The following is a 12,820-nucleotide window of genomic DNA, read 5'->3' as shown; positions in this document are numbered from 1 at the left end:
AAAAAGAAAATGCCGCACAATGGCGGCATAAAAATTTTATAATTCTGCAATCCAACCGCTGAGCCATTCTACGGCTTCCACAATGACCGTTCCGGCGGTGATGAGCAGGAAGCAGCCAAACTCTGCCACCAGCAAAATCAAAAACTGCATCCACTCCCGGCAGTACAGCGTATAAAGACCGCAGCCGAAAATATACAGCATGGGCAGCGCCAGCACAAACGCCGACAGGTTCAGCGTCCATTTCAGCATCAGCGCAAGGAAAGCCGTAAGCAGCCAAAACGGGAAAACGATCATCTTAAAAACGAACCTCATATCTAGCACCTGCCTTTCTTTCACCCCTATTATAAAGGTGGCAACCACCGCTTTGCAAGGATGTCAACCCTTATGTAGCCCCGCAGCCCTCCAACTGCGGGGAGAAATTTAGAGATCAGCCAGCCGGGAAAGGATCTGCCGACCAATCTCAATCAGTTCATCCAGCCGCTGCCGCAGGTCCTCCATGTCGGCGGCATAGACCCGACCATTTTCATTGGCGGCTTTGGCGTACTGGTTCAGGTTATTGCTGCACATTTGCAAAAGATACGCCATGCGCCGCAGTTGCGGCAGGTCAAGATTCAGGCAGTAGCCATCCAGAGCCATTTTTCGGATATAGGCGCTCAGGCTGCGGATGCCCATGCCCAACATCTTTTCATAAATGCGGCTTTTCTCAGCTTTTGTTGTTCTCAGGATAATGATTTCATCCCGCTTTTCCCTCACCGGGCATCACCGTCCTTGTCGTAATAACTGCGGAAGGGCTTCACCGGCTCCGGCTTATCGGATTTTTCCTCCAACGCCGCCAGTACCGAGGGGCGGCGAGGGGTATCCTCGTCTGGCTGTTCCTCCTGCTCCGGGTCATGGCTCTTTTCGTCTACATCCAACTGAGCATTCAGTTCCGCAAGCCGTGCGGACTTTTCGGCCAGTTCTTCTTCCTGCGGGAAGGGTTTTTCCACCTCAATTTGCGCCGCCGCCTGCTGCTGATGCAGAGTGGCTAGTTCATTCTCAGCAGAGTTAATGCGCTCCGGGAAATTGTTCAGCGAATTATCCAGACGGATAATGTTGCCCAGCGGGTCGGTGCCCAGTGCTACCGGGTACCTCCGCTGACCCTTCAAAATAGCCTGATACTCACTGCGGTAGGTGTCGAAACGCAGGGACAGTTCAAAGCCCCGGTAGCTGCCGATCACTTTTTCTTCGGCGTTGGGCAGTTCGGAGCAGGCAAGCACCAGACGCTCACCGGCGGTCTTTTTCTCATCGTAGGTCACGCCCTTGATGGTCATGCCGCAAAACTCCTCCTTGCCCTGCGGGTGGGCGGCAGCAAGCTGTGCATCAGCTTTCAGTCCGGCAATGTGGGCGTTCGTTTCCTGAATGTCAGCCGGGAACTTGGTCAGCAATTTGTCTTGCAGACGGAATTTCTGGCTTTGGTGGTCGGCTTTCAGCACCTTCAGCTTTGCAACCTGAACGTCCAAGTCCATCTTCTCCTTGATGAGCGGATTTCCGGCACACAATGCCTTGATCTCCGCATAGGAAAGTGCCTGCTCGTCCACGTCCTCGCAGGAGCGCACCGGGGATTTGGAAGTCATGATTTGGCTGATAAATCGCTGTTTGTTTTCCAAAGTTTGGAACAAATAACTGTCAAATGTCCCTTCCGTAACGTAATTGAACACCTTGACTTCCTTATTCATATTGCCCTGCCGGATGATGCGGCCATTGCGCTGGGTCATGTCGCTGGGCTTCCAGCCAACATCCAGATGATGCACCGCCACAAGTCGGGATTGGACGTTGGTGCCCGCTCCCATTTTTGCCGTACTTCCGAGTAGAATCCGCACATCGCCGGAGCGCACTTTGGAGAACAGAGCCGCTTTTTTTGCTTCGGTGTCGGCGTTGTGGATAAACTCGATCTCGTTTTCCGGCACGCCGGCGGCAATCAGCTTTTTGCGAATGTCATCGTAGACATTGAAATTGCCATCGTTTTTCGGTGTGGAGAGGTCGCAGAACAAAAGCTGTGTCAGCTTCTGGTCTTTGCCATCTTCCCAGATTTTCAGCACGTTCTGCACACAGACGTTCAGTTTGCTGTTGGGGTCGTCCGGCAGCATGGGGTTCATCAGGCGAACGTCCAAGCCGATTTTTCTGCCGTCGTTTGTGACGCAGAGCATATTGTCCACGGAGGCATCTACTGCACCGGAGTGGATTTCTGCAGCACGTTTGCTCAGTTCCTGCACCATTTCCTTTTGAATCTCCGAGGGTTTTGCCACCACGGTTTCAAACTTTGCTTCGGGCACAGGCAAGTGGAGCTGGTCAGATGTTTTAATGTCCGCAACCTCCTTGAACATGGACATCAGTTCCGGGAGGTTGAAGAACTTGGCAAATCTCGTTCTCGCCCGATAGCCTGTACCTTCGGGATGGACTTCGTCAAGAGGTTTTCGGTAATTTTTCTAAATTCATCAGGTTGTCTGCAAGGAAGTCCCTTGTGACCTCATGTCTGCACATATCCTTGAACATCTTTTCAATCGGCTTTTTGGCGGTTTCGGACTGCTTCACGCACACAATAAAGGTGGTTTTGCCAATCTGCACCGAATAACTCGAATTCTGATTCTCCATTCGATTTCTCCTTTTATCGTCATTTTCTGAATTTGGCTGGCAGACTGGCAACTGTGGGTGTACCATGATTTTCTTGCCAGCCAAAATTTTCTGCCAGTCAAATGGTTTATTCCATCCAAAAGACCTTTTTGCGGCCTTCCACGATTTTGCTTTTCAGGGCATCGCCCAGTTCACGCTTGGCATCCCGGACGGTTCTGCCGGGGATGCCCCTTTCCAGCGCCGCCTTGTCGATGTCCTCGCTGAACACTTGCTTTCCTCCGGCAAGCAGGGCGCAGATCAGGTCTTTGGCTTGCTGGGTCTTGGTTTCCCGCTGCGGCTCGATGCCGGACAGCATTTCATCTGCGGTAATGTCGTACTCGCCGACCCAGCGGAAGCCACCCTCGTCCCCCAGAGAGAACGCCAGTGACGCTCCCGGCGGGGCAAGAGAACTTTTCTCGTGGGTCAAGATGCGCATGGTGGGGTCGTGCTTCAGCTTGCCGATGAACATGACGCTGCGGACGGCGGCAGCAATGTCGATGGAGCCGAGACCCCGCTGCAGACTCTGCATTCCGGCGGCTTTGTTCAGGTGCCCAATCAGCAAAATAGCGCAGCCTGTTCGCTGCGCTACCTGTCCCAGCCGCATGAAGATGGGCCGGACTTCGTTCGCCCGGTTCATGTCCACATCGGCACCGAGATACGCCTGGATCGGATCGATGATGACCAGTCGGGCGTTGTTCTCGACAATGGCTTTTTCAATTCGTTCATCTCCACCCCGGCATCATCATAATCCATCAGGAGCGAGCCGTCAACGATGGCACGGATGTCCCCACCGTTGTTGTCCCAGTAATCCGCCACCAGTTTCCCCGCAACGTCCGCAAGCTGCTGGCTGACGCGCTCTCCGCTGATACCGTAGGTGGCGGCAAGCATTTCTGAAACCGGCTGTTTCAGGTCGTCGTTGAACTGCCATACCTCCGGGTCACGGGAATTGCGGCGCACTCCGGTATCCGACACATCAAAAACGTAATGCAGGCGCGGGAATCCGCTGGATTCGTCCAGCAGGGCGATGCCCTTGGCACCCCGGCGCACATAGCGGTTCATCCGGTTGTTCCAGATGTCAAAATCGGCGCAGGCAGTGGCATCGGGGCGCTGGGCGTAGATCATAAGTTGGTCTGCAAAGGGGTACTTGTACAGCCGGGATGCCGTAGTCAGGTAGTCTGTCCAGCTTTCCCAGTAACGTGTCAGGCCGTTGGCCGTGCGCTGGGCAAGGGCGAGATATTCTTCGGTTTTGTTTGGCATAGCGTTCCTCCTTCCAGTTTTAGGGTAAAGAAAAAGCGAGCAACCAGACGGTTACTCGCTATGTACGCCATGTGAAATTGTGTCAGTGTTTTGCTGCGACTTTTTCAGCGATTTCCAGCAGGTTCTCAAAGGTCTGCTGTTCTTCGGGCTTTTCAATCAGCTTCGCCAGAAGCACACGGAAAATGTCTGTGCTGTCATGCCCGGTGGTTGCGGAAATCTGGTCGATGAGACTATGCAGCTGTTTGACTGCGGCATCGGACGGCTTGGATTTTGTAAGGAGGTCGGATAGGTAGCTGATGAACGGGTAGGTAGAATCATCGTTGATGATCTCGTTGGTCTCGTTCAAAATTTTCTGGTTGTCCTCTGGGGTCATTTCGCCTTTTTCATCCAAAAGGTCACGAGAAGACGTGCGACCCTTCAGGAAGGTTGCAAAAAGCAGGCGGTCGATGGGAGAGCGTTTTTCGTTGTCCATTGGCTTTACTCGCTTTCTGTTTCTTGAATCTAAAACGATAAAGTAGCCTTAGTATAGCATGAATCCAACTGAGCTATCAAGCCCATATTTTTGAGGGTTTCAAAAGTAGAACCCGTTGGGCAAGCTCAATTCGGATACAATTAGAAGATTTTTCCAACGATGCCGCCCAGTATGACACCTAATAAGCAAAAGAACCAATTACTTCTTTTGGTGGAAAGCACCTCTTTTCTGTGTTCTTCTTTTTGTCGTTGTAACTCATCTTCATATACTTCTTGAGAGTAGCGCAGTTGGTCATACAATTGTTCTACCTTCTTTTCCAACCGTTCGAGAACAAGTTCGGATGATGTAGTCCCAGAAGTTTCAGAATCAGACAAGATTCGTGCTATAACATCTTTGCTTGCCAATGGAATAGTGTTAATACCGTTTCGTATATAGGCTCCTCCACCAGCAACAATGATTGATTTGGATTTTTCAACCTGAACAACAGCCAAAATTTTCTCTTTATACGGAACCGTATAAGTATAGCAGACATCTTCAAGCGAATTGGCTCTAATAACTTTTCTGAGGACTTCCAATTCATTATTGGTGATTCCATTTACAAATCTGCGACATTCGTCATAGCCCAAAATGATAACTCCGCCCTCTGCATTAGCGAAGGCACTAATAATTTTAGGTAATGAATTGGGCAAACCACTTACTCTCGTCTTAAACTCAACTGTGTTACTTTCACCAGCTTGTAGTATTAAACTGATATTATCGGTAGAAACGATATTCATGCTTTTTCTCCTTTTCCACCTTTGCTATATGTTTTTTTATCGTCGGCCTAAAATGCCTGCATAAAATCAACTTGTTGTGCTGAGTATACCACAATGCAAACCAGTAGAAAAGATATTATGTATGCCGCCCACAGACGGCAAAAATCAGCCCAGAGGAAATTCGACCTCTGCAAACTGCGCATCAGTCATAAGTTTCAGTTTTTCGATAACCCCTTCCGACAGCTCCCGCAGAGTGGTCTCATCCGGCATCAGGTAGCACTGCATGAGCCGCAGCTCCTGCATCAGCCCTAATCGGGTGCCGGTGTTGTAGAGCATCATCAACATCAGTTCTTCGTGGTCAAAGTTCATGGGCATTCCTCACTTTCCGGCAGACGGTGGGATTGCACTCCGGGGCATCGCACTTTTCTTTTACGATTGTCAGTTCCGCCAGCTTTTCCAGCGTGGAAGGGCGGCTATCCGGCCCCAGTTCTTCGGCTTCCGCAACTTTGTCCATGATGAGGTCATAGCCCTTCAGCACACGCCGACCTTTTTCCATGTGGTGCGCTTCCAGAATCTGCTCCCGGACTTCCTGAATCGTCAATTCGGATGCGACAATCTGCCCACCATCCATCACAGAATAATCGCTGTGATAGAGGGTATAATCCCAGCCATCTTCACAGGACTGGATGGCAAGATACCCCTTGCCACCCAGTTCCCATGCGCCCTGCTCGTCCTGTGTCTGGATTTCGGGATAGGCGGTCGAACCGCTGCGCTCCATCATCTCGCCGAACTGACAGATGTGATAGACGTTCCCATACTCGCCCAGATCAAAATGATAGTCATCCATATGCTCGACCCGTGCCGTGTAACTGCTGCCATCGGAACGGTCAACCTGAATCACGCCATGATTCGGCACCCGGTAGAGATCATCGTAGTGGCTGTTGATGAGCCGGACATCATCTCTGGGAATCGTGGGGTCATCCCAGATACGCCGCCTGCGGACACCGGACTGTGGGATGGTGTCGAGGTGCTGCAAGCTGACCTCCTGAATCGCCTTGCGGTCATCACTGGAAAGCTCAAACAGATACCAGTTCCGGGCGGCAGGAATAGCGTTGCGGCCATCCGGCGGCAGATTCTGCTTGGAAATCTGCCCAAACTCCTGCGGCGCACCGGTGGCACAATCATAGGTCGCAAAGCCGACCCCGGCACCATTTTCCCGCAGATGCAGGAATTTGTCCCCATTGATAAGGTAGAGAGCTTCCGTTTTCTGCTCCATCAGCATCCACCCTCAAATTCCAGAGAGAACTTGCTGCGGCCATCGACCTCCGTAGTCATCAGGACAGTGGCGTTGTAGGTCTTGCCCTTGGCACTGCGGCAGTCCTTCAGGCGGATGCGGCCATCCCGCAGCAGCTTGTCCGCCACATGAGCGTCCAGCCGTTTGCCCAGACGCTTAAAGAACGCATTGTCCTTCCACAGCACGAAACGGCACTCCCGGTTCTCGCAGAACCAGCCCTTTTCACGCTCCACAACATTTGCACCACAGTTGGGGCAGATACCAATGATTTTGTTTTTCATAAGCGCATACGCCGCAGTCTGCTCCTCTTTCAGAAGCAGGTGCATCTCGTCCATATAATACCGTGTGGACTTTCCGCTGCTGCGGTTTGCCGTGACACGCCCCCAGACCTGATCCTGCACAATGAGCATACCGAGTTTCTTCATCTGCTTGCCCAGTTCCTTGATGTCGTAGCAGACGATGCGGTTGTTGACGTTCACGTTGGTGCGGTGGTTGAACAGGTTCAGGGAGCCTTTCACATAGATTTCCAGTGCGGTGGCAACGTGGTGGGCTTCCTTCTCGTCCTGCTGATGCAGGATAGTGCGGTTGGGTGACTCAAGAGAAAGAAAAAAGAGACCTCATCTCGTCAAAAAACTAAATCATAAAAGCATCAAAGAGGGCATTCAAATGAAACAAAATCGAATTTTTGACCAGAATAGTTCTCAAAAAGCACGTTCTTGGCACTATAATATGGACACCAACCGAGCGGAAGCCCAGTTCGCTGATGGCTCTGCCATTGCCATTGACTGCCTTGCCATCGAGGACGAATACGGCAATACCCCGGCACAGCGAGCTGAACTTGATTGGCTACTATACAACAAGCCCTTGGAGTGCGTCCAGCTTGTGCTGAGTGGTGAGATTGAGCATTATCTCTCACTTGGCTGTGACCATGGCAAACTGAAAGACTAACCTCTAAATAGGCCAAACAACCCGCTACTTGCAGTCGCTGCAAATGGCGGGTTGTTTGCTTATTTTAAGTTTTTCCTTTGCTCATAGTAGTGCAAAATCAATGTAGTGCAAAATCAATGGCCCAACGGTCAAAGAAATCACAAATATCAGGCAAATCTACTGGTTTCTTATAAATGTCATTCTAAAATTCAATGGATTTTGCTATTTCTAGCACTTGTTTTTTCGACACGAAAGTCGATTTAACCCTATATTTTATGTATCTCTCGATGATTTCAAGTTTGCCATTTTGGGGGCTTGATTATTGAGAAAATTCTAAATTCCAAAAAGGTCTATCATTTTCATCAATCGCATCGTTATTGAGAATAAGCACTGCACCACCACTTAACAGAGGAGGCAGCTGTAAATAGCTTATATTATTTATTGAGAAAATGAAACGCTATTGCAACAGTTGAATACTGTATATTTTATCAAATTGATACGGATCTGATAGCAACACCTTACCGTTTGATATCACAAGAATGCTTTCGCCTTCTTTAAGATACGACAACTGAAGATTTCCTTTCAAGTAGTTTGATACGCCATAAATTATATAATTGTCATCCGTATCATATAATTGATTTTTTGCAGTCGCATAAATACAATTGTTCTTCAGGTCAACTTCTTCAATTATAAGTTCCGATTTTTTTCTTCCGAATGTATTCGATTGAAATAGAATGCAGAGAACCACTGCCACAAATGCTATGCCAACCATAATCTTCCGTTTGCATTTCATTTTATCAACCTCTGTATGAAAGGAACAGCGTATAAAGCGATTGTGTTATTCTCAATGCCCCTGTATAAGAAGTTGGATATGAAGAACCATCAATTGTGCTTCCATCTTTATGGATTCCGATAGCTACATACCCAGCTCCAGAAATATATTCTACAAGAGGACCACCACTAAAGCCACCTGTCAAATCCCAATCGCCCTTGAGATATTTTGAAGTCTGACTTCTAATATACCCAGAAGATTTACACATCCGATATCTCGCATCGGCACCATTTATTTGGCTCGGATAGCCATAAGCATACACCAACTGTGATGATGAATAATTGCTAGACTGCCAATGTAACCCAAGCCATCCCGTTTTCGTTCCTAAATTATTCTTGAGCGTAATAATCGCCCAATCCTCCGAACTTGTTCCAGCAAGATAAGAATCACTAACAATCATCGAACTTGCCGATACATTTTCGCTTCCAAAAGGTTTACTATTATCAGATCGAGCAGGTGCGACATTTACCGACTTAACGTAGGCTTTTTCCTTTATACTGTATAGATTATGTGCTGCTGTTGCAAGTGCATTAGGCCCAATCATAAATCCAGAACCATAATTTGTCCCTCCATTATTGGTCGTTATCTGTAGGCATACCGTACTACAATATGGTGTTGCCGTTGGATTATCAACAACAGTGATATCATTGCTTCCGATAATCGCATACAGATCGGATAGATCAATATCCGAAATCTTTCCATTTGGAAAATAGCCTGCAGTTGTCTCTCCATCCGTGAAGGAATTGGTTTCAACTATAATTTCCTCTATAGATTCTTCTTTTGTATCAAAATCGTATCTATGGTATCTCTCGATATGAGATTTGCTTCCATCACTTTGATTATCTGCAAAAGCAGTCAGCCCAGAGTTAAGCTCCATTGAAGAAAGAGCCACAATCCCACTTGCTTTCAAAAAAATTCTACGAGATATTTTTTCACTAGCTATTTTAATTTTCCTTCTTTACTTTTAGAGTATACACAAGATTTCTTATACATCAGTTGCTCTGCATTGGAAACACCTCCGTAAAATTTTTCATACGTTAGAGCCATCCTTATTTTAGATTTCAACTTTTACTTTCGCAAAAAAATAAATACCACTGATTTTTTATCCAATAGCCGTGCTAAGATTTATCTCTATGGGATTCAACACATGCGTCTGCTGGCACAACCAAGCCCAATTGTTCACTGTAGTAGTAAACAAGTCGTCATAGTTGTTGTCATATGCAAAATCAAATGTGTCATGAACGGTAATCAAGTAATACATTATAGAATTACCAATCATGAAGCCTGTTCCAGAGGTGCTTACCCTATGCAATGCATAGAATAAATCTGCATTATCAGACTTTTGAATTGTAAAAGACCAACTTCCTCCACTAAAATCTTTCAAGCCACTATTAAGTACTTTGTTTTTATAATTATTAAAAACTGTTGTCGTGTTTAACTTGTCAAGCAATGGCGTCGAAGAATCCGTCACACTCTCAGAATAGTCAATATTATATACAGAGAATTCAACCATAAGAGCCGCACATTCATATCCCTTATCCCGTGCAATTTGCGCAGCTGCCAACCATGCAAGCTGTGTATTATTTAACAAATTTCCAGATGCACGTGTTTGATCTTCATCTTTCATCTTATCGATAAACTTATTTAATTCATCTATCGACATTCCCGAAAAATCAACATGATACTTATCATTCATGCTTTGAATAACAGGATTGCTAGCTTTACGGCTGCTTATGTTAGCAGCATAAGACACAGTATTTATCGAAAACAAAAAACACACTGAAAGAATTAATGATACGAACCTCTTCATAACGAACCTCCTTAAATTCTGTACTCTACTATATAAATTGTGTGCTTCTCATCATCCCAGACAACGAGACTAAAATTCACATCTTCAGAATGTAAAAGCAATGTATTCATTTCGGCTTCCGAGCGTAGTTCCTTATGCTGACTATTATCATAAAGAAAAAAATTTCCACTTGCAATTTCAGGAATCACAAAATCTAATCCAAAATATGACGACACATTTTTTAATATAGAAGATATGGTTGGAGAATCATTAATTTTCTCCCATGAATCGAGTTGATGAATAATTTTGGCTGCATCCACATCGTAGTATACCGCTAACATTATCCCATCATTTTGCAATCCGCCATAAGCCTCATATATCAACGATTCAGAGTATGTTGCTTTTCCAATTTTGAATTGTTTCAAATAATCTCGTTTTTCATATTTGCTTTTTCTTCCAAGCATAAAGCCCAAAAGCAAGCACAGTGCGACTATAGCTAGGTATCGGATAACTCGCGTTGGTCTCGCCTTTATAATTACCTCACACCTTTCTAACTTGCTGAAATATATAACAAACTCCACTTATCTACTGGTACTTCCGGTAATGGTTTCGCTCCGTCCATCGGAATAGCTAAAGGTCGCAGAATACTCAAGCCTATAAGATTTTCCGGGCTTAGTGTTAAAGCTACTGCTCACCATGCAGGTTGAGGTCGTGCTGCTGTTTGAGCAGCTACTTACTTTTTGCCATGTTCCAATTGTCCCCTTTTCATAGAGAACGCCTGAAACGCTGATTTTCTTTACTCCAGTTCGAGTCTGGGCATCAACCTGATAGTATGTTTGGTAAATAGATCCGTTGACCGTACTATCGCCTACATACCGTTCAGACTTTTCAGCGGCCATTGCGGTGCAGGCAAAGCTCAAGAGAATCACCGCTGAAACAACAATGGACAACAAACGCTTTTTCGACATAGACATACACCTCCGTTTTTTTGCTCCCATCAAGAGCCTTTGTATAATCAACGCAATTCGCATTCGCTTCGTTTCAATTTTCAGGAGAAAATTTTTCAAATTTTCCATCTTTGTAAGTTCAGACAAAAAGAAAGCCAGACATTTGTGAACTCTCACAAGTGTCCAGCTTTCTTAACGGATACCTTCCGCAATTTTCATAATCTCATCGTATGGAATGTTTCCCATAACGGTATGTGTAATCCCCCGATGTTCCCAACTTAGAGTATAAACATTCTTTCCATGTTCATCCGTACTGGTTCCAAGTACACCATCTGCTTCTCCGACCTTTACGGTTTCGTACACTGTATGCTCATTATCAAACAGGGACTGCTGCCCTGGCTGGATAATTGAGCAACGGACTGTGTAGCTTTCCTCTGTTTCTTTTGACGAGTAAACATGTAAAAAGTTTTCTGCTCGCTCAAATTTCTGCACATCGTCCATTTCAAAGCCGTTCGGCACATAATGGTCGCTGTATCCATCCGGGAGCCACTCCAGCGGTTCGCCATCCACCTGATAAGTCAGCTGCATCTCAATGGGCAGAAATTTTTGAATCATCGTATAGACTGCCCTGCGGAAATCAGCGCTGACCGCAAGAGCACCAACCGTCAGCATTACGAGTGTCAATGCCGCAATTAGTACTCGTTTCAACACTGGGTGGTGCTTTTTCTTCTTTAAGGCCTCTGTCATTCGTTCGTCCCATTGGGACGTATCTGGGTAGATTTCCTCAAACTGCTTTGGCGTTGGAAGCGAATCCAGTTCTCTTTGCGCATCTGCACGAAGTGCCATCATCAAAGCCGCATCAAATGAAATGTCTGTCCGCTCACTCATGGCTGTTCATCTCCTTCCATAATAGTTTTCGTCCTCGAAAGAGCCGTGTTCGTACCACTTCATCCGTTAATCCCAGCGATTTTGCAATCTCACGGTTTGTATATCCCATTGCCAAAAGGCGTAGCGGATCACGGTACATCGGTTTCATTTGGCCAATCAGTTCTGTTAGACGTTCAATGTTATCGGTGCTAACTGCTGCATCATCCGGCACCGGAGCGGCATCTGGTTCGTTTGGGACATCTTCCAGCAATTCTTCTCGTTGTTTGCGAAGCATATCATATGCACGGCTTCTACTACAACTAACGAGATAAGCAGCGAGTTCGTGACAGTTTTCTCGATGAATTTTAGAAAAATTTTTTGCAACGTACAAAAATACCTCTTGTAGCACATCCTCTGCCAGATACGAATCATCCATGATTTTGTAAGCGGTATGGTAAACCAGCCGTTTGTATGTATTGTACACCTCGGTAAAATCTTCTTCAAAGTTTCGATCATCAAGCACACTTAGATATAACGCAAGCAACGCAGTCACCTCTATTCACATTGATTGTGTGTAGTGTACCACGAACCAATAAAAATGTCGAATACAACCAACTTTTGAAAAGGAGCGTGATGCCATTGACCCAACCGAAAACCGATCTCGCCTATCTCCGCAGCGAGAAAGCCAAAGCAGAACAGCAGCTGCGCTACTACCAGCACCGGGAGAAAATTCTGGAACACCAGATACCGGAGCTGACCCGCAAGGCCCGTGTGCATCGGCTGTGTACCCGTGCCGGAATGCTGGAAAGTTTTCTGATTGCGCCGGAAGAACTCACCAACGATCAGGTGATGGAGCTGCTGAAAATTGCGTTCCGTCAGCCGGAAGTTGCGCTGGCTCTTGCAAAGATGATTCACGACCTGCACGAAAGCCGCAGCGTTCCGCACCCTTTAGAATAAAGGGCGCAATTATACACCGTTCCGGTGAAATTGCGGTCTTGCAGACGGCTCGATGAAATCGAAGCTGGCGTTTG

General features: G+C 46.7%; 17 protein-coding genes and 2 pseudogenes. 2 read left to right on the top strand and 17 right to left on the bottom strand.

The features are described 5' to 3' along the window. Positions 1-36: 36 nt before the first annotated feature. The 11 genes and pseudogenes from ACKXF9_RS05035 to ACKXF9_RS04985 all read right to left on the bottom strand — a co-directional run. Positions 37-294: a hypothetical protein gene (locus ACKXF9_RS05035; RefSeq protein WP_418265484.1), complete on the bottom strand. Its 258-nt coding sequence runs from the start codon at positions 292-294 to the stop codon at positions 37-39. A 126-nt stretch (positions 295-420) separates the two neighbouring features. Further along, entirely contained in the window at positions 421-753 is a 333-nt protein-coding gene (locus tag ACKXF9_RS05030) for a plasmid mobilization protein (protein ID WP_418265483.1), read from the bottom strand. Then, the gene (locus ACKXF9_RS05025) at positions 750-2,312 is read right to left on the bottom strand and encodes a helicase-related protein (RefSeq protein WP_418265482.1); all 1,563 of its coding nucleotides are present in this window, start codon (positions 2,310-2,312) and stop codon (positions 750-752) included. The genes ACKXF9_RS05030 and ACKXF9_RS05025 overlap by 4 nt, the downstream gene beginning before the upstream one ends. A gap of 130 nt (positions 2,313-2,442) precedes the next feature. Continuing rightward, positions 2,443-2,631 (bottom strand): transposon-encoded TnpW family protein, encoded by a 189-nt coding sequence (locus tag ACKXF9_RS05020; RefSeq protein ID WP_097779733.1) that lies wholly within the window; start codon positions 2,629-2,631, stop codon positions 2,443-2,445. Between the two features lie 106 nt (positions 2,632-2,737). Next, a pseudogene (locus ACKXF9_RS05015) lies at positions 2,738-3,376 on the bottom strand (AAA family ATPase); the annotation flags it as partial. Then, complete coding sequence (locus ACKXF9_RS05010; RefSeq protein ID WP_418265481.1) at positions 3,283-3,906, bottom strand: hypothetical protein; 624 nt, start codon at positions 3,904-3,906, stop codon at positions 3,283-3,285. The gene ACKXF9_RS05010 and the pseudogene ACKXF9_RS05015, both read right to left, overlap by 94 nt. A gap of 82 nt (positions 3,907-3,988) precedes the next feature. Continuing rightward, positions 3,989-4,378, bottom strand: coding sequence for a hypothetical protein (locus ACKXF9_RS05005; RefSeq protein ID WP_410476571.1), 390 nt, complete (start codon positions 4,376-4,378; stop codon positions 3,989-3,991). A gap of 140 nt (positions 4,379-4,518) precedes the next feature. Next, the gene (locus tag ACKXF9_RS05000; protein WP_418265480.1) at positions 4,519-5,154 is read right to left on the bottom strand and encodes a helix-turn-helix domain-containing protein; all 636 of its coding nucleotides are present in this window, start codon (positions 5,152-5,154) and stop codon (positions 4,519-4,521) included. A gap of 144 nt (positions 5,155-5,298) precedes the next feature. Next, complete coding sequence (locus ACKXF9_RS04995) at positions 5,299-5,502, bottom strand: transposon-transfer assisting family protein (protein WP_410476573.1); 204 nt, start codon at positions 5,500-5,502, stop codon at positions 5,299-5,301. Further along, positions 5,492-6,409 carry an LPD16 domain-containing protein gene (locus tag ACKXF9_RS04990; protein ID WP_410476574.1) on the bottom strand — a complete coding sequence of 306 codons (918 nt, stop codon included), beginning with the start codon at positions 6,407-6,409 and terminating at the stop codon, positions 5,492-5,494. Before ACKXF9_RS04990 ends, ACKXF9_RS04995 begins: the two co-directional genes overlap by 11 nt. Then, a pseudogene (locus tag ACKXF9_RS04985) lies at positions 6,409-7,002 on the bottom strand (hypothetical protein); the annotation flags it as partial. The gene ACKXF9_RS04990 and the pseudogene ACKXF9_RS04985, both read right to left, overlap by 1 nt. Before the next feature lie 91 nt (positions 7,003-7,093). Between ACKXF9_RS04985 and ACKXF9_RS04980 the strand changes: the two are divergent. Continuing rightward, positions 7,094-7,375 carry a DUF6061 family protein gene (locus tag ACKXF9_RS04980; protein WP_015536560.1) on the top strand — a complete coding sequence of 94 codons (282 nt, stop codon included), beginning with the start codon at positions 7,094-7,096 and terminating at the stop codon, positions 7,373-7,375. A 776-nt stretch (positions 7,376-8,151) separates the two neighbouring features. Here ACKXF9_RS04980 and ACKXF9_RS04975 read toward each other — a convergent pair. From ACKXF9_RS04975 to ACKXF9_RS04950, 6 genes are all read right to left on the bottom strand, one after another. After that, positions 8,152-9,063, bottom strand: coding sequence for a trypsin-like serine peptidase (locus ACKXF9_RS04975; RefSeq protein ID WP_154261247.1), 912 nt, complete (start codon positions 9,061-9,063; stop codon positions 8,152-8,154). Between the two features lie 225 nt (positions 9,064-9,288). Continuing rightward, positions 9,289-9,996 (bottom strand): hypothetical protein, encoded by a 708-nt coding sequence (locus ACKXF9_RS04970; protein WP_015536562.1) that lies wholly within the window; start codon positions 9,994-9,996, stop codon positions 9,289-9,291. Positions 9,997-10,007: 11 nt separating this feature from the next. Next, positions 10,008-10,400, bottom strand: a complete 393-nt coding sequence (locus ACKXF9_RS04965; protein ID WP_223383318.1) for a hypothetical protein — start codon at positions 10,398-10,400, stop codon at positions 10,008-10,010. A 156-nt stretch (positions 10,401-10,556) separates the two neighbouring features. Beyond that, entirely contained in the window at positions 10,557-10,949 is a 393-nt protein-coding gene (locus ACKXF9_RS04960) for a hypothetical protein (RefSeq protein ID WP_227620943.1), read from the bottom strand. Positions 10,950-11,114: 165 nt separating this feature from the next. Beyond that, positions 11,115-11,810, bottom strand: coding sequence for a DUF4367 domain-containing protein (locus tag ACKXF9_RS04955; protein WP_005924698.1), 696 nt, complete (start codon positions 11,808-11,810; stop codon positions 11,115-11,117). Continuing rightward, the gene (locus ACKXF9_RS04950) at positions 11,803-12,312 is read right to left on the bottom strand and encodes an RNA polymerase sigma factor (protein WP_005924696.1); all 510 of its coding nucleotides are present in this window, start codon (positions 12,310-12,312) and stop codon (positions 11,803-11,805) included. Before ACKXF9_RS04950 ends, ACKXF9_RS04955 begins: the two co-directional genes overlap by 8 nt. A 110-nt stretch (positions 12,313-12,422) precedes the next feature. Between ACKXF9_RS04950 and ACKXF9_RS04945 the strand changes: the two genes are divergently transcribed. Then, the gene (locus ACKXF9_RS04945) at positions 12,423-12,746 is read left to right on the top strand and encodes a DUF3847 domain-containing protein (protein ID WP_005924694.1); all 324 of its coding nucleotides are present in this window, start codon (positions 12,423-12,425) and stop codon (positions 12,744-12,746) included. Positions 12,747-12,820: the final 74 nt, after the last annotated feature.

The organism is Faecalibacterium sp. 9, from assembly GCF_048320955.1.
Classification (GTDB): Bacteria; Bacillota; Clostridia; order Oscillospirales; family Ruminococcaceae; genus Faecalibacterium; species Faecalibacterium wellingii.
This window is presented reverse-complemented; position numbering and strand designations above follow the sequence as displayed.